At 71.3% G+C, this 16,522-nt stretch carries 15 protein-coding genes and 1 pseudogene; 10 read left to right on the top strand and 6 right to left on the bottom strand.

Annotated elements, in window-relative coordinates:
• Positions 1–34: 34 nt before the first annotated feature.
• Positions 35–829 (bottom strand): pyrroline-5-carboxylate reductase, encoded by a 795-nt coding sequence (gene proC / locus Nocox_RS01920; protein ID WP_026214220.1) that lies wholly within the window; start codon positions 827–829, stop codon positions 35–37.
• A 30-nt stretch (positions 830–859) separates the two neighbouring features.
• Positions 860–1,741 (bottom strand): proline dehydrogenase family protein, encoded by an 882-nt coding sequence (locus Nocox_RS01915; RefSeq protein ID WP_026214219.1) that lies wholly within the window; start codon positions 1,739–1,741, stop codon positions 860–862.
• A gap of 163 nt (positions 1,742–1,904) precedes the next feature.
• Between Nocox_RS01915 and Nocox_RS01910 the strand changes: the two genes are divergently transcribed.
• The 9 genes and pseudogenes from Nocox_RS01910 (at position 1,905) to Nocox_RS01870 (ending at position 11,385) form a co-directional block, all read left to right on the top strand.
• A complete protein-coding gene (locus Nocox_RS01910) occupies positions 1,905–2,282 on the top strand; it encodes a hypothetical protein (protein WP_020542615.1) in 378 nt (125 codons plus the stop codon).
• Between the two features lie 305 nt (positions 2,283–2,587).
• Positions 2,588–3,373: a PQQ-dependent sugar dehydrogenase gene (locus Nocox_RS01905; protein ID WP_020542614.1), complete on the top strand. Its 786-nt coding sequence runs from the start codon at positions 2,588–2,590 to the stop codon at positions 3,371–3,373.
• Entirely contained in the window at positions 3,370–3,702 is a 333-nt protein-coding gene (locus Nocox_RS01900; RefSeq protein ID WP_020542613.1) for a LamG domain-containing protein, read from the top strand. The genes Nocox_RS01905 and Nocox_RS01900 overlap by 4 nt, the downstream gene beginning before the upstream one ends.
• Before the next feature lie 160 nt (positions 3,703–3,862).
• Complete coding sequence (dnaK, locus tag Nocox_RS01895) at positions 3,863–5,731, top strand: molecular chaperone DnaK (protein ID WP_020542612.1); 1,869 nt, start codon at positions 3,863–3,865, stop codon at positions 5,729–5,731.
• The gene (grpE, locus tag Nocox_RS01890; RefSeq protein ID WP_020542611.1) at positions 5,731–6,357 is read left to right on the top strand and encodes a nucleotide exchange factor GrpE; all 627 of its coding nucleotides are present in this window, start codon (positions 5,731–5,733) and stop codon (positions 6,355–6,357) included. The genes dnaK and grpE overlap by 1 nt, the downstream gene beginning before the upstream one ends.
• A gap of 19 nt (positions 6,358–6,376) precedes the next feature.
• The gene (gene dnaJ, locus Nocox_RS01885) at positions 6,377–7,555 is read left to right on the top strand and encodes a molecular chaperone DnaJ (protein WP_020542610.1); all 1,179 of its coding nucleotides are present in this window, start codon (positions 6,377–6,379) and stop codon (positions 7,553–7,555) included.
• 3 nt (positions 7,556–7,558) lie between these two features.
• Positions 7,559–7,882 (top strand): annotated as a pseudogene (locus tag Nocox_RS01880) (heat shock protein transcriptional repressor HspR); the annotation flags it as partial.
• Between the two features lie 34 nt (positions 7,883–7,916).
• Complete coding sequence (gene clpB / locus Nocox_RS01875; protein ID WP_020542608.1) at positions 7,917–10,490, top strand: ATP-dependent chaperone ClpB; 2,574 nt, start codon at positions 7,917–7,919, stop codon at positions 10,488–10,490.
• A gap of 196 nt (positions 10,491–10,686) precedes the next feature.
• A complete protein-coding gene (locus tag Nocox_RS01870; RefSeq protein WP_026214218.1) occupies positions 10,687–11,385 on the top strand; it encodes a hypothetical protein in 699 nt (232 codons plus the stop codon).
• 110 nt (positions 11,386–11,495) lie between these two features.
• Here the strand turns inward: Nocox_RS01870 and Nocox_RS01865 are convergent, their stop codons facing one another.
• Positions 11,496–12,026 (bottom strand): tetratricopeptide repeat protein, encoded by a 531-nt coding sequence (locus tag Nocox_RS01865; RefSeq protein ID WP_157382970.1) that lies wholly within the window; start codon positions 12,024–12,026, stop codon positions 11,496–11,498.
• Between the two features lie 173 nt (positions 12,027–12,199).
• On the opposite strand from Nocox_RS01865, the gene Nocox_RS01860 reads away from it, so the two are divergent.
• Entirely contained in the window at positions 12,200–12,544 is a 345-nt protein-coding gene (locus tag Nocox_RS01860) for a hypothetical protein (RefSeq protein WP_157382969.1), read from the top strand.
• Between the two features lie 7 nt (positions 12,545–12,551).
• On the opposite strand, the gene Nocox_RS01855 is transcribed toward Nocox_RS01860, so the two are convergent.
• From Nocox_RS01855 to Nocox_RS01845, 3 genes are all read right to left on the bottom strand, one after another.
• Positions 12,552–13,118 (bottom strand): TetR/AcrR family transcriptional regulator, encoded by a 567-nt coding sequence (locus tag Nocox_RS01855; RefSeq protein WP_020542604.1) that lies wholly within the window; start codon positions 13,116–13,118, stop codon positions 12,552–12,554.
• Between the two features lie 153 nt (positions 13,119–13,271).
• On the bottom strand, positions 13,272–14,960 hold the full coding sequence (locus Nocox_RS01850; RefSeq protein ID WP_020542603.1) for an SDR family oxidoreductase: 1,689 nt from the start codon (positions 14,958–14,960) through the stop codon (positions 13,272–13,274).
• 41 nt (positions 14,961–15,001) lie between these two features.
• Positions 15,002–16,084 (bottom strand): CapA family protein, encoded by a 1,083-nt coding sequence (locus tag Nocox_RS01845; RefSeq protein WP_033408793.1) that lies wholly within the window; start codon positions 16,082–16,084, stop codon positions 15,002–15,004.
• Between the last annotated feature and the right edge of the window lie 438 nt (positions 16,085–16,522).

Here is a 16,522-nt window from a genome sequence, read left to right as displayed (position 1 = left end):
CTGGCGGCCGGTCACCCGGCGCGGGCGGGACGGCTCAGCCGCTCGCGAGCTCCCGCCCGCGGTCCCTGGCGGCCTCGATCGCGGCCAGGAACGCCGCCCGCACGCTGTGCCGCTCCAGCTCGGCGATGGCCGCGATCGTGGTGCCGCCCGGCGAGGTGACCGCCTCGCGCAGGATCACCGGGTGCTCGCCCGAGTCGCGCAGCATCACGGCCGCGCCGACGATCGACTGCGTCACCATGTCGAGCGCGGCGGCGCGCGGCATGCCCAGCAGGATGCCCGCGTCCACCATGGCCTCGACCAGGTAGAAGAAGTAGGCGGGTCCGCTGCCGGAGAGCGCGGTCGCCGCGTCCTGCTGCGACTCGGGGATGCGCAGCACCTTGCCGACCGGCTTCAGCAGGTTCTCCGTCAGCCGGAGGTGCTCCTCGCCCGCGTGCGCCCCGGCCGAGATGACGCTCATCGCCTCGTCGAACCTGATCGGCGTGTTGGACATCACCCGCACGACCGGCACGTCCACCCCGAGCCGCTGCTCCACGAACGCCGTCGTGATGCCGGCCGCGGCCGAGATCACCAGACGGTCGGCCGGGACGTAGGGGGCGATCTCGGCCAGGAGCGTGGCCATGTCCTGCGGCTTGACGGCCAGGATCAGCGTGTCGGCCGCCTTCGCCGCCTCGGCGTTGGTGACGGTGCGCACGCCGTAGGTCTCGCGCAGCGCCTGCGCCCGCTCGGGCCTGCGGGTGGTCGCGAGGACGTCGTCCGGCTTGAACCCGGCCCGCAGCAGCCCGGACAGCAGGGCCTCGCCCATCTTGCCCGTGCCCAGAATCGCAATCATCCTGGAAGCCTACTCACCGCTTCAAGGCGGTCAGCGGCGCGACATCAGCGACCGCAGGAAGAACCCGAGGTTGCGCGGGCGCTCCGCCAGGCGGCGCATGAGGTAGGCATACCAGTCGTCCCCGTACGGCACGTAGACCCGCATCTGCGACCCCAGCCCCGCGAGGCGGGCCTGCTCGGCGGGGCGGACGCCGTACAGCATCTGGTACTCGAACCCGGTGACGTCGCGGCCGTCGAGCACGGCGAGCGTGGAGGCGATCCGCAGCAGCCGGGGGTCGTGCGTGGCCACCATCGGGTACGCGGTCCCGGCCATGAGCACCTTGAGGCACCGGACGAACGACCGGTCGATCTCGGCGGGCGCCGTGTAGGCCCCCGGCGCCGTGTAGGCCCCCTTGCACAGCCGCACCCGGGCCCCGCCGAGCTTCTCGCACCGCTCCAGCGAGTCCGGCAGGTACGCCTGCACCACCACCCCCACGTCGGGATGCTCGCGCCGCAGCGCGGTGTGCACGGCGTACAGCCCGTGGACGGTGTCGCTCTCCTCGGCGTCGAGCGTCACGGTGACGCCGCGACCGGCGGCGGCCCGGCAGATGTCGGCCGCGCGCTCGTACGCGAGCTGCTCCGACAGCCGCAGCCCGAGCGCGGTGAGCTTGACCGACACGTCCGCGCCCGCGGGCAGCAGGCCGAGCAGGGCGAGGTATTCGGCGACGGCGGCGTCGGCCTGCTCCCGCTCGGTCACCTCCTCGCCCAGGTGGTCGACGGTGACGAGGAGCCCCCGGCGGGTCAGGTCGGCGACCGCGGAGGCGATGTCGTCGGCGACGTAGCGTTTGACCACGTCCCTGGTCAGCGGCGAGGTGGAGATGACGCGCTCGGCGCGTTCGCTTCTGGAGACGGCGAGCATGGCCTGACGGAGCACGGTGACCACACTAACCCCGGCGGGCGCTGAACCGCGGGCCACCCGGATCCGTCGTACAAGTATGCGCACAATGACGAAAGCGACTCTTCTGGCCGGATCCCTGGTTCTCGCGACGAGTTGTGCCACCGCGCCGGCCACGCGACCGGCCGCGTCCTCCGCCTCCGTGACCCCCACCCCGCCGCCGGCGGTCGAGGTCACCCCGGTCACCACGGCCCCGACGTCGCCGTCGGAAGGCCCCGAGCCGGTCAAGCCGACCGGGAACGCGATCAACGTCCACAAGGTCCGCTGGACCAAGGCCAAGCCGGTCTCCAAGGGCAAGAAGGTGCAGCTCACCTGGTGGTCGGGCGTCGCGCCGTGCACGGTGCTCGACCGCGTCAAGGTCAAGGAGACGACGAAGAAGGTCACGATCACCCTGTACGAGGGCACCGCGCCCAAGGCCAGGAACACCTCCTGCATCATGATCGCCGTCGAGAAGACCACCACGGTGAAGCTCAAGAAGGCCCTGGGCAAGCGTGTGCTCGTGGACGGCGCCAAGAGCTGAGCCGAGCGGTCCGTGTCCAAGAGCGGACACCCCTGCTGACAACTGATCGATTACTTGCGATACATCGATCAGGCACCGAAGGCGCGGGGGCGTCGAGGGTGACGTCGTTCCGCCCAGGGGGTTCCCGTGAGACGACTCGGCCGTGCGCTCGCCGCTCTCCTGCTCGTCCCCGCCGGCTGGATCGCGCTGGCGAGCCCGCCCGCGGGGGCGCTGCCGCCCGCGTTCCAGCGGCAGACCATGCTCAGCGGGCTCACCCGGACTTCCCCGCCGATCCGCGCCTGTACGTCCTCTACACCCGCGACACCGTGCCCGGCGGGACCGCGCCGCGCTGGGGGACGGCGGGCGCGAGCGACGACCCGTGCCCGACCCCGCCGGGCGCGACCGGCGACGGCTGCCTGGTCACCGGCCGCCTGTCGGTCGTCTCCCCCACGGGGGCCGAGACCCCGCTGATCACCGACTGGTGCCAGCAGCATCCGAGCCACTCGGTCGGCGACCTGCGCTTCGGCCCGGACGGCGCGCTGTACGCCTCGGCGGGCGACGGCGCCAGCCTCAACTTCGCCGACTACGGCCAGGACAACCTGACCGGTTCCGACGTCACCCCGGACAACCCGTGCGGCGACCCGCCGTCGCCGGTCGGCACGGCCCTGTCGCCGCCGTCGGCCGAGGGCGGGGCGCTGCGCTCGCAGGACGTGCGGACGAACGGCGACCCGGCCGGCCTCGACGGCTCACTGATCCGGATAAATCCGGATACGGGGGCGGCGGCCGCCGGCAACCCCGGCGCCGCGAGCCCCGACCCCAACGCGGCCCGCGTCGTCGCCCACGGCCTGCGCAACCCGTTCCGCATGGCCGTACGCCCCGGCACCTCGGAGATCTGGCTCGGCGAGGTCGGCTGGAACACCGTCGAGGAGATCAACCGGGTCGTGAACCCCACCGCCGGCGTCACGAACTTCGGCTGGCCCTGCTACGAGGGCCCCGGCCGCCAGGGCGGCTACGACAACCTCGACCTGACGCTCTGCGAGAGCCTGTACGCCGCCGGCGCCGCCGCCCACACCGCGCCGTACAGCACGCAGGCGGCGAGGCCTACACGTTGACCGCCGGCAGCGACACCAACCGCCCGCACACCGCCATCTTCACCACCACCACCGCCGACATCGGCGCCCCCAGCCAGCTTCCCCTGAACACCTGGACCCACCTCACCGCCACGTACGACGCCACCACCCTGCGCCTCTACGTCAACGGCACCCAGGTCGCCCAAACCCCGAAAACCGGCGCCATCCGCACCGACAACGGCGTCCTCCGCATCGGCGGCAACAGCCTGTGGGGCGAGTACTTCGCCGGCCTCATCGACGAGGTCCGCCTCTACAACCGCGCCCTCACCCCCACCGAGATCCAGACCGACCTGAACACTCCAGTCGGCTGATCTCTCGCGTCCGCGCCGCGACGCGGAATTGTGGGGCAGGATCGGGAATGCGGGCGCGCTCACAAGGGTTGAGTCGAGTAGGCTCAAGTCGTTTGACAAAGACGACACAAACCCATAGCTTGAGTCCGACCGACTCAACTTTGACTACAAGGACGTACTCATGGCACGTGCGGTAGGTATCGACCTTGGGACGACCAACTCCGTCGTCTCGATCCTCGAGGGCGGTGAGCCCACCGTCATCGCCAACGCGCAGGGCTCGCGGACCACGCCGTCCGTGGTCGCCTTCGCGAAGAACGGCGAAGTCCTGGTCGGCGAGGTCGCCAAGCGCCAGGCCGTCACCAACGTGGACCGCACCATCCGCTCCGTCAAGCGCGAGATGGGCACCAACTGGTCCCAGGAGATCGACGGCAAGAAGTTCTCCCCGCAGCAGATCAGCGCCTTCGTGCTGCAGAAGCTCAAGCAGGACGCCGAGGCCTACCTGGGCGAGAAGATCACCGACGCGGTGATCACCGTCCCGGCCTACTTCAACGACGCCCAGCGGCAGGCCACCAAGGAGGCCGGCACGATCGCGGGCCTCAACGTGCTCCGCATCATCAACGAGCCGACCGCCGCGGCCCTCGCCTACGGCCTCGACAAGGAGCAGGACCAGACGATCCTGGTCTTCGACCTCGGTGGCGGCACCTTCGACGTGTCGCTGCTCGACGTCGGCTCCGAGGACGGCCACGGCTTCGTCGAGGTCAAGGCCACCTCCGGTGACAACCACCTGGGCGGCGACGACTGGGACCAGCGCGTCGTCGACGAGCTCGTCAAGCGCTTCCAGAACGCTCACGGCGTCGACCTGTCCAAGGACAAGATGGCCCTCCAGCGCCTGCGCGAGGCAGCGGAGAAGGCCAAGATCGAGCTGTCCAGCCAGTCCGAGACCAGCATCAACCTGCCCTACATCACGGCCTCCTCCGAGGGCCCGCTGCACCTCGACGAGAAGCTCACGCGCTCGGAGTTCCAGCGGCTGACGGCCGACCTGCTCGAGCGGACCAAGGGCCCGTTCCACCAGGTCATCAAGGACGCCGGCATCAAGGTCTCCGACATCAGCCACGTGGTGCTCGTCGGCGGCTCGACCCGCATGCCCGCCGTGACCGAGCTGGTCAAGGAGCTGACCGGCGGCAAGGAGCCCAACAAGGGCGTCAACCCTGACGAGGTCGTCGCCATCGGCGCCGCTCTCCAGGCCGGCGTGCTCAAGGGCGAGGTCAAGGACGTCCTGCTGCTCGACGTGACCCCGCTGTCGCTGGGCATCGAGACCAAGGGCGGCATCTTCACCAAGATCATCGAGCGCAACACGACGATCCCCACCAAGCGCTCGGAGGTCTTCACCACGGCCGAGGACAACCAGCCGTCGGTGCAGATCCAGGTCTTCCAGGGCGAGCGCGAGATCGCCGCCTACAACAAGAAGCTCGCGACCTTCGAGCTCACCGGCATCGCGCCGGCCCCGCGCGGCATCCCGCAGATCGAGGTCACCTTCGACATCGACGCCAACGGCATCGTCAACGTCTCCGCCAAGGACCTGGGCACGGGCAAGGAGCAGTCGATGACGATCACCGGCGGCTCGGCGCTGCCCAAGGACGACATCGAGCGCATGATGCGCGAGGCCGAGTCCTACGCCGAGGAGGACAAGAAGCGCCGCGAGGAGGCCGAGGTCCGCAACAACGCCGACGGGCTCGCCTACCAGACGGAGAAGTTCCTCCGCGAGAACGACGACAAGGTCCCCGGCGACATCAAGACCGAGGTCAACGACGCCCTGGCCGAGCTGAAGAAGGCTCTGGAGGGCACCGACACCGACGTCATCCGCACCTCGGCGGAGAAGCTCGCCACGGTCAGCCAGAAGATGGGTTCGGCGATCTACGCCGCCGGCCAGGGCCAGCAGGCCGGTCCCGAGGGCGCCCCGCAGGACGCCTCGGCCGGTGAGGGCCAGAAGGCCGACGAGGACGTGGTCGAGGCCGAGATCGTCGACGACGAGCCGAAGAAGGACAAGTGATGCCGCCGCGTGACAACGGGCACGAGGAGCCGGTGATCCGCGACAACCGCAAGATCGACCCGGAGACGGGCCTGCCCCGCGAGCCCGACGCCGCCCAGGAGACGGCCGAGCAGCCCGCCGAGGCCCCGTCCGCCGGTCCCGCCGCCGGCGACGGCGAGCTGGCCTCCCAGCTCGCCGAGCGCACCGCGGACCTGCAGCGGCTCCAGGCCGAATACGTCAACTACCGCAAGCGCGTCGAGCGCGACCGCGCCGCGGTCAGGGAGCAGGCGGTGGCGGGTGCGCTGACCGAGCTCCTGCCCGTGCTCGACGACATCGGCCGCGCCCGCGAGCACGGTGAGCTCACCGGCGGCTTCGCGAAGGTGGCGGAGTCGCTGGAGGCGACGCTCACCAAGCTGGGCCTCACCGCCTACGGGCAGAAGGGCGACCCCTTCGACCCGACCGTCCACGAGGCGCTGATGCACAGCTACTCCGAGGACGTGAGCGAGCCCACCGCGGTCGAGGTGTTCCAGCCCGGCTACCGCATGGGCGAGCGCGTCCTGCGGCCGGCGCGGGTGGCCGTGGCCGAGCCCGCCGAACCCCAGGAGCCCGCCGCGGGCGGCCTGGGTGAGACCGAAGACGAAAGCTGACGAGGACGAAGGGCCGTAGATGAGCACCAAGGACTACTTGGAGAAGGACTACTACGCCGTCCTTGGTGTGCCCAAGACCGCGACCGCCGACGAGATCAAGAAGGCCTACCGCAAGCTGGCCCGCCAATACCACCCCGACAGCAACCAGGGCGACACCGCCAAAGAGGCCAAGTTCAAAGAGGTCTCCGAGGCGTACGACGTCCTGTCCGACACCAAGCGCCGCAAGGAGTACGACGAGGCGCGGACGTTGTTCGGCTCCGGGGTGGGCGGCCAGCGGCCGGGGGCCGGCGGGTTCTCGTTCGACTTCGGCGACCTGTTCGGGGGCACCGGGCAGGGGCAGCAGGGGGGTGCCGGAGAGCGGCTCGGCGACCTGTTCGGCGGGCTGTTCAACCGCGGTGGCGGCGCGTCGACCCGCACCACCACCACGTCCAGGCCGCGGCGTGGTCAGGACATCGAGTCCGAGGTCACGCTCTCGTTCACCGAGGCGGTCGAGGGCACCACGGTGACGCTCAGGCTGACCAGCTCGGCCGCCTGCGCCGCGTGCACCGGCACCGGCGCGCGGGCGGGCACGACCCCGAGGGTCTGCCCGACCTGCGAGGGCACCGGCGCGGCCAGCCGCAACCTGGGCAACTTCGCCTTCTCCGAGCCCTGCCGCGACTGCAAGGGCCGCGGGCTGATCGTGGACGACCCCTGCCCCGTGTGCGAGGGCAGCGGCCGGGCCAAGAGCACCCGCACCCTCCAGGCCCGCATCCCCGCCGGCGTCGCCGACGGCCAGCGGGTCAAGCTCAAGGCCAAGGGGGCGCCGGGCGAGAACGGCGGCCCCGCGGGCGACCTCTACATCCACACCCACGTCAAGCCGCACGCGGTTTTCGGCCGCTCGGGCGACAACCTGACCGTCACCGTGCCGGTGACGTTCACGGAGGCCGCTCTGGGGGCCGAGATCAAGGTGCCCATCCTCAAGGGCATGCCGGTCACGCTGCGCATCCCGCCGGGCACGCCCAACGGGCGTACCTTCCGGGTGCGCGGCAGGGGCGTGGCCCGCAAGGACGGCAGCAAGGGCGACCTGCTCGCCACGGTCGAGGTGCTCGTGCCGAACACGCTGGACGACAAGTCGCGCGAGCTCCTCAGCGAGTTCCAGACCGCGACCGCGGGCGAGGACCCGCGCGCCGACCTCATTCAGCGAGCCAGAAGCGAGTAGCCGATGGACGCCAACTATTTCGACCTGTCCGACGACACACCCGTCTATGTGATCTCGGTGGCCGCGCAGTTGTCCGGGCTGCATCCGCAGACCCTGCGCCAGTACGACCGGCTCGGCCTGGTCAGCCCCGGCCGTACGGCCGGGCGCGGCCGCCTCTACTCCACAAGAGACATCATCCAGCTCCGCGAGGTGCAGCGGCTCTCCCAGGAGGAGGGCATCAACCTCGCGGGCATCAAGCGGATTCTCGAGCTCGAGAACGAGACCCTGCGGCTGCGCGAGGAGGTTCACCGCCTGCGTGCCGAGATGCGCATGGTGAGAGCGCTGATCCGCTACGAGCTGCCACCGGGGGCCTGAGAACGACATGGACTACAAGCTCACCCAGAAGAGCCAGGAGGCGCTCTCGGGAGCCATGCGGCGCGCCGCCGCGGAGGGCAACCCCGAGATCGCCCCGGCTCACCTGATGACCACCCTGCTCGCGCAGACGGGCGGCACCGCCGTGCCGCTCCTGGAGGCCGTCGGCGCCGACTGGCGCGCGTTGCGGACCCGTACCGAAGAGTTGCTGGCCGGGCTGCCGAAGGCGCAGGGCGCGACCGTGGGGGCTCCGTCGAGCTCCCGCCAGCTCCTCACCGTCATGAACACCGCCGCCCACCACGCCAACCGGCTCGAGGACCTCTACGTCTCCACCGAGCACCTGCTGGTGGGCCTCGCGGCCGACGGCGGCCAGGTCGCCGACCTGCTGAAGGCGCAGGGGGCGACCGCGCAGGCGCTGCTCGACGCGTTCGAGAAGGTCCGCGGCAACGCCCGCGTCACCAGCGAGACGCCCGAGGACACCTACCAGGCGCTGGAGAAGTACGGCGTCGACCTGACCGAGCGCGCCCGGGGCGGCAAGCTCGACCCGGTCATCGGCCGCGACACCGAGATCCGCCGCGTGGTGCAGGTGCTGAGCCGGCGCACCAAGAACAACCCGGTGCTGATCGGCGAGCCCGGCGTCGGCAAGACCGCCGTCGTCGAGGGCCTGGCCCAGCGCATCGTGGCCGGCGACGTGCCGGAGTCGCTGCGCGGCAAGCGGCTCATCTCGCTCGACCTCGGCGCGATGGTCGCGGGCGCGAAATACCGCGGCGAGTTCGAGGAGCGGCTGAAGGCCGTGCTCTCCGAGATCAAGGAGAGCGACGGGCAGGTCGTGACCTTCATCGACGAGCTGCACACGGTCGTCGGCGCGGGCGCGGCCGAGGGCGCCATGGACGCGGGCAACATGCTCAAGCCCATGCTGGCCCGCGGCGAGCTGCGCATGATCGGCGCGACCACGCTCGACGAATACCGCGAGCGCATCGAGAAGGACCCGGCGCTGGAGCGCCGCTTCCAGCAGGTCTACGTGGGTGAGCCCACGGTCGAGGACTCCATCGCGATCCTGCGCGGACTGAAGGGCCGCTACGAGGCCCACCACCAGGTGCAGATCTCCGACGGCGCGCTGGTCGCCGCCGCCGCGCTGTCCGACCGCTACATCACCAACCGCTTCCTCCCTGACAAGGCGATCGACCTGGTCGACGAGGCCGCCTCGCGGCTGCGCATGGAGATCGACTCCCGTCCCGTGGAGATCGACCAGCTCCAGCGGGCCGTCGACCGGATGAAGATGGAGGAGCTGGCCCTGTCGAAGGAGACCGACGAGGCCTCCGTCCAGCGGCTGGAGCGGCTCCGCCAGGAGCTGGCCGACCGCCAGGAGGAGCTCAACGCCCTCGTCGGCCGCTGGGAGCAGGAGAAGGCCGGGCTCAACAAGGTCGGCGAGCTGAAGAAGCAGCTCGACGAGGCCAAGAGCGCGGCCGAGCGGGCCCAGCGCGACGGCGACTTCGAGGCCGCCTCCCGGCTGATGTACGCCGAGGTGCCGCGGCTCGAACAGGCGCTCAAGGCCGCCGCCGAGGCCGAGCAGCCGGAGAACGCCATGGTCAAGGAGGAGGTCGGGGCCGACGACATCGCCGAGGTGATCTCGTCGTGGACCGGCATCCCCGCCGGGCGGCTGCTGGAGGCCGAGACGGCCAAGCTGCTGCGCATGGAGGACGAGCTGGGCAGGCGGCTCATCGGCCAGCGGGAGGCCGTGCGCGCGGTCTCCGACGCCGTACGCCGCAGCCGGGCCGGCATCGCCGACCCCGACCGCCCGACGGGCTCGTTCCTCTTCCTCGGGCCCACGGGCGTGGGCAAGACCGAGCTGGCCAAGGCGCTGGCGGAGTTCCTGTTCGACGACGAGCGGGCGATGACCCGCATCGACATGAGCGAATACTCCGAGAAGCACAGCGTGGCCCGGCTCGTCGGCGCGCCTCCCGGCTACGTCGGCTACGAGGAGGGCGGCCAGCTCACCGAGGCCGTGCGCCGGCGCCCCTACACCGTGGTGCTGCTGGACGAGGTCGAGAAGGCCCACCCCGAGGTCTTCGACATCCTGCTCCAGGTGCTCGACGACGGGCGGCTGACCGACGGCCAGGGCCGCACGGTCGACTTCCGCAACACGATCCTGATCCTCACCTCCAACCTCGGCTCGCAGTTCCTCATCGATCCCAAGCTGGAGAACGACGCCAAGCGCGACGCCGTCATGGCGGCGGTGCGCTCGGCCTTCAAGCCGGAGTTCCTCAACCGGCTCGACGACGTGATCCTCTTCGACGCCCTCGGCACGGAGGAGCTGGCCCAGATCGTCGACCTCCAGGTCGAGCGGCTGAGCCGGCGCCTCGCCGACCGGAGGCTGACGCTGGAGGTCACGCCGGCGGCCCGCGAGTGGCTGGCCCTGACCGGCTACGACCCGCTCTACGGCGCCCGTCCGCTGCGCCGCCTGGTGCAGTCGGCCATCGGCGACAAGCTGGCCAAGGCCGTGCTGTCGGGCGAGGTCGCCGACGGCGACAAGGTGACCGTGGAGCTCGGCGACGACGAGCTGCTCGTCCAGCGCGCGGCCTGACGTCCGCGCGGAGCCCGGGACCCCGTAGGGTTCCGGGCTCCGTCGTCTCACGGCACGGGTCCCCATGGCAAGGTCATCGGCCGGCCCGCTCGGTAAGGTTCGCCCCACCCTTCGGACAAGCCCCGCACGCCTCTCCTCCCGGCGGGCTAGCTTCGGCGTTCGTCAGACGACCGACAACGACCAGGGAGGCGTGCACGTGACGTCCCACAAGTTCCGGACCATCGTCGCGACGGCCACGCTGGCCGCGCTGGCCGCGGGTGTGAGCTGGTTCGCCGCGGGCCCCACGGGGGCGGACGCCTGCGGCGCGAGCGTCACGAGCGGCCTCCTCGGCTGCGCCGGGCAGGTGGAGCTGCGGCCGGACGACGTCCCGGGCGCGGCGCAGCTCGCCCCGGAGGTGAACCACCTGGCCATGGCGGCGGGGCGGCTGGCGCGGCAGCTCGGGCTGGCCGGCCTGTCCGCGGAGGGCTCGCTGCCGGGCAAGGTCGATCTCGGCGGCGTGCCCGCCAGCTGGGGGATGCCGTCCCTGACCTCCGCCTCCCCGCGGTCCTCGCAGGCCGCGTCAGGACCGGCCGGGATGCGGGACCTGTCGACGGCGGCGCACGTCGCCGCCCTGCCGACGCTGCCCCAGGTGCCCGCCCCGCCGGGGACGACGCCGCGCGGGCGCGTCGCCGGGGAGCCGAAGCCGGGCGGCGCGGCCCGGCCGCAGGACAGGATCGCCATCACCCCGGCGGACCCGATCGGGGTGCGGCAGCCGGTGGGCGAGGTGGGCTCGCAGGTCATCGGCGAGCTGCTGCCGCGGGCGCTCGGCGACCTCGACGGCTCGACGGTGCTGCCGGGGCACGATGCCGGCCTGGCCGGCCTCACCGGCCTCGTCCAGGGCCTCGGCCTCCACTGACCCCTCCGTCCCGGCGCCCGGGCCTCCCTCCGGGCACGGCGGAATGGCGTGCGCACCTGGAACGGTGCACACGCCGATCCCGGCGGCCCGCCCTCGCTCAGGGCGGGTCGTCAGTGGGTGAGCGCGTCCAGCTCGTCCTCGGGCAGGCCGAGATCGACCCTGATGCGGTAGCGCGTACGCAGCGCCGCATCGTGCTCCGGGTCGCTCTCGTCGGATCCCAGCGCGGCCTGGGTCGCCCACTCCAGACCACCCTGGAGATCTCCGTACGCGACCAGCGTCTCGGCGATCGTGTGGGCGGTCGCCGTGGAGACGCCGCCCTCCGCGCGTATCGTCTCGATGACCTCCCTCGCCTCATCCGGCCGGTCGAGCTCGAAGAGCGTGTCGGCGATGCCGGCACGCGGGTCGAAGCCTGTCTCGCCGCCGTCCTCGAGTGCGCGCTGGAAACACTCCATCGCGCGCGCGGGCTGTCCGGCCGCCCGCCACTCCTCGGCGGCGAGGACCAGGATGGACGCCCTGGAGACGTCGCCCGACGAATATCCGAGCGCGACATCGTAGAGCCGACTGGCCAGGGAATCGTGGTCGTCGGCCAGAAGGGCCTGCTCAAGCAGACGATCAAGGTGCTCACGGGTCACATGCGCCACACCGCGAGACTACCGAGCCACGTGCGCCTTTGCCCGGTCAATGCGCATCGCGGGTCGGTCGGGATTTCGCTCACCCAACGGTAAATTCTGCTCACGCTCCGCGTGTTGGCGCTGCTCAAGGGGGATAAACGGATTGCTTTGCGTCCTCGCGAGCGGAAGGGGCTGTCATGGGCATGTCCAAGCAGACGACCTTCGCGCTGGCGTGTGTGGTCGTGTTGTCGGCTCTGGTGCCCGGTGTCGCCGGCTATCTGACGGCCCGGATGGAGGCCATCGAGGCCGCGGAGCGCAACCTGCGGGCGCTGGAGGCACGGCTGCAGCTCCGTGAGGCGAGGGACGCGCGGCCGGTGTCGTACTCGGTGCCCTGCCTGCGCACGCCGTCCACGCCGCAGTTGCAGGAGTTCTCCGCCAGCGCCCTGGGGCGCGAGGAGCACGCCGGGCGCCGGCAGCCGGGCGAGGCCGCGTCCGACTGGCTGCCCGGCCTGCTCCAGGACGTCGAGCACGCCGTGACGGGCGAGTAGTCCTGGCTCAGAGGGTGGGCGACCACGATCTGAGCTGGCGCGACAGGAAGCCGCGGATGAGCTGCCTGGCCGCCTCGATCATCTCGGGGTCGCCGTCGGGGCGGCGGCGGAAGGCCAGCTTGAGCACCGCGTCGCCGGCCTCGACCGCCGCCAGCACCGACACGTCCAGCCGCGGGTCGTCGGCGAGGCCGAACTCGGTCAGGAACAGCCCCCGGAGGCGGCCGGCGATGACCGTGTTGTTCTCGGAGTCGGAGTCGAGCAGGTTGAGATCGACGGCGTCGCCGAAGTGCAGGCTCTTGAAGCCGGCGACCGAGCGGTGCATGTCGACGTAGACGTCGATGATGGCGTCGACCGCCTCCCACCACCCGCGGTAGTCCTCCTCCAGGAAGCGGCGGTCCACCCGGCGGACGAACTCCTCGACGTTGCGCCGGGTGAGCTCCTGGGTGATGGCCCGTTTGTCGGGGAAGAACTGGTAGACCGAACCGATCGCCACGCCCGCCCGCTCCGCGATGCGGGTGGTGGACAGGGCCTCGTAGCCGGACTCGTCGAGCAGCTCGGCACAGGCGTCGAGCATGCGCTCGACGCGGCGCGCGCTGCGGCGCTGCGCGGGCCGCCGCCTCAGGGCGGGAGGCTGGGAGCAATCGTTCTCAATTTGCGGCGAAGACACGGATTCATCTTCTCCTGTGGGAGCGATCGTTAGTTGGAAAATTTCTGGATTTCTCGCTCGTCACCTCAGCCTCGCCAGCACCCGCGTCAGCCGGGGCGAAATCCGGGAGAGCGCATAACCTGTTCTGGCTTCCAGGTTGACCGGAACGACCGCCTCATTACGGTCCACGGCCCGCAGAATGTGGGCGGCCACCCGCTCGGCCGGATACCTGCGGCGCGCGAGCCACCGCACGGCGAGGTCCTTGCGGTCCGCGCCGACATAGGTGGTGTGCTCGGCCATGGGCGTGGACACGAACCCCGGGCAGATGACGCTCACCCCGATCCCGTGCCCCGCCAGCTCGGCCCTCAGGCTGTCGCTGAGCGCCTTCACGGCGGCCTTGGACACCGAGTACGCCGGCAGCAGCCGCGTCGGCGTGAACGCCGCCAGGGACGCGACGTTGACGAGGTGCCCGCCCTGCCCGCGCGCCACCATGGCGGCCCCGAACAGCCGGCAGCCGTGAATGACGCCCCAGAGATTGACGTCGAGGGTGCGGCGCCAGTGCTCGACGGTGTGATCGAGAATGGGACCGGCGACGGTGATCCCGGCATTGTTGACCACAATGTCCGGCACTCCATATTCCGCAATGATATTTCGCGAAAAATCAGCCATCTGATCGGCATTCGCCACATCGACCTGCACGGCCCACGCCGTGCCCCCGAGTTCCTTCCTGATCCCTTCGGCCGCCCGCGCCGCGGCGGCCCCGTCCACGTCCGCGCACACCACCTCTCCCCCGTGCGCCGCGAACGCCCGCGCCGTCGCCAGCCCGATCCCCGACCCGGCGCCGGTGACCACCACCAGCCGGTCGGCGAACGCCCGGCGCGCGGCCCCCGCCCGCGCCCGGCGCAACTCCCGCGACGGGGGCGCGCCCTCGACGTGCGCGACGAACTCGGCGATCACCTTCGCCACCGTGTCAGGACGGCCGCGCTGCGCCCAGTGCCCGGCGTCGATCGCGCGCCGCCAGAGCCGCGGCGTCCACCGCTCGCACCAGCCCGCCAGCGCCGAGGTCAGGAAGGGGTCGTGCGCGGCCTCGACGAGCTGCACGGGCAGGTCGATCACGGGCGGCTCCGCGGGGCCGGGGCGCCGCAGGTTCGCCCGGTAGAGCCAGAGGCCGTTGCGCGCGTCACGTACGAGGGTGGGGGCGGGATGGCCGTCCCTCGGGGGCGCGCCCTCGCGGCGCAGCCGCCGCGCCAGCAGCCGTGGCACGAGCGAGCGCCAGGCCAGCTCGGGCACGACCGGCGTCAGGAAGACCCCGATGTAGGCGGACCGCGCGAGCTGCGCGAGCCGGTCCCGCCGCCCGCCGTGCCGGGCGAAGTCCGCCAGGTGCCCGGTCCCGGGCCCGCCGAGGCTGGTGAACGAGGCCAGCCGCTCGCGCAGCCCGGCCCGCCCGGCCGCCTCCCACCCCTGCACCGATCCCCAGTCGTGGCCGACCAGATGGACCCTCCGCCCGCCCGCCACCGCGTCGAGCACCGCCCGCAGGTCGTCCATCAGGCGGTCGAGGCCGTAGTCGCGGGGATCGCGGGGCGCGGACGAGTCCCCGGCGCCGCGTACGTCGTAGCGCACCACGTGGAAGCGGCCGGACAGCCGGGCCGCGACCTCGTCCCAGACGCGGTGCGTGTCCGGATATCCGTGGAGGAGCAGCACGGCCGGATCGGCGGGGTCGCCGTCCTCGTAGACCGCCAGCCGTACGTCGCCGGACTCGACCTGCCGCATCGCGACCCCCTATTGGACGCTCCGTCCGAAATATAGATCGCCTAGGGCCGCGCGGAAAGGCCGGTGCAGGACCTCAGCGCCTTCCAGTCCGTCAGCGCCTGGGTCTTCGCCGCCCCCGTCATCGGCACCGGGACGCCGCCCTGGATGGTGGCCGGGGTCCAGCGGTCCTTCAGCACCTTCCTGCCGTTGATGGTGAGGGTCAAGACGCCGGTCCGGCCCGTGGTGGACGGATTGGAGTTGTAGAAGACGAAGTTGCCCATGCCGTAGTTGACGTAGGCGTTCCCGAGGTAGCCCGAGCCGAGCAGGATGTGCGCGTGGCCGCCGACGATGACGTCGGCGCCCGCCTTGACCAGCTTGGGAGCCAGGGAGAGCTGCGCCTCGTTCGGGCACTTCTGCATCTCGGTGCCCCAGTGCAGGTGGACGATCACGGTGTCGGAGTTCCTGCGCGCCTGGCGCACCGCCCGCAGCAGCGCGGCCTCGTCCTTGGCGGAGGCCAGGCCGCCCTTGTCCGCGGTGGCCGTCCACGCCTGGATGAACTCGGAGTCGAGCACCTGCGTGGCGCCGATGATCGCCACCCGGTTGCCGTTCACGGTCTTCCTGTACGGCTTGTACGCCTCCGCCGCGTCCTTGCCGATGCCCACCACGGGGAACTTGCTGCGCTTGATCGCGGCCAGCGAGTCGGCGAGCCCGCTCTCCATGTAGTCCATGCCGTGGTTGTTGGCCATGGACACGACGTCCACGCCGGCCGACTTGAGCGCGGTGAACGCGCTGGCCGGCGCGCGGAAGGTGAACTGCTTGCCCGGCGCGGGCGTCCCCGCCGTGGTGATCGCCGTCTCCAGGTTGACCATGGTGAGGTCGGCCTGGCGCAGGACGTTCGCGATGGGCCCGAGCGCGGTGCGCGGGTTGGACAACCGGGGCCGCAGGATGCCCTCGAAGTGCACGTCCCCGCCGAACGAGATCGTGTACGGCCGCTTCTGCGGCGTCGGCTTCTTCGTCGGCGACACCGCCGCCTGCTGGTCCGCCTGCTTGGCCTGCAGTTCCTTGTCCGGCGCCGAGGAGCAGGCGGCCAGCGAGACCGCCGACGCGACGGCGGCGAACAGGGGGAGGGCACGGGGGAGTCTCATCTGCCGCACTTCCGCTCGAATCCTGACATTCAGGGATCGAGCATGCCATGCGGGGGTCATTACCAGGCAAATCGCAGCAATTTGACCATGCCCACGACGGCCGGGGGCATGCTACGGGGAGGCGGCCGTGCTGGGGCGGGCGGACGCGAGGACGGGCGGCGCGGCCCAGGCAGCCGGCGCGCGGTCCCGAGCCGGAGCCCTGGGCGCAAAAAAATGCGCCGCGCGAGCCGCGCGGCGCATTTCTTCCGGCCCATGAAGGCCGGTGGAAAAAGATCTGGTAAGACGTCTTGTCGCCCGCCGGAGCAAAGGGGGGACTGGCTTGATCATCCGGCGTGATCGTGTGTCATGATGTCTGCGAAAACCAAAGCCGCGGTCCAGAAGGACCCCGCGGGGAGCGGCCCTGCGCTGTTGCCGTCATCAACGTCGCCGGGCCGTTTC

Origin of the sequence: Nonomuraea coxensis DSM 45129 (assembly GCF_019397265.1) — a bacterium.
Classification (GTDB): domain Bacteria; phylum Actinomycetota; class Actinomycetes; order Streptosporangiales; family Streptosporangiaceae; genus Nonomuraea; species Nonomuraea coxensis.
Note: the sequence above shows the minus strand (reverse complement) of the source record. Positions and strands in the feature narration are given on the sequence as shown.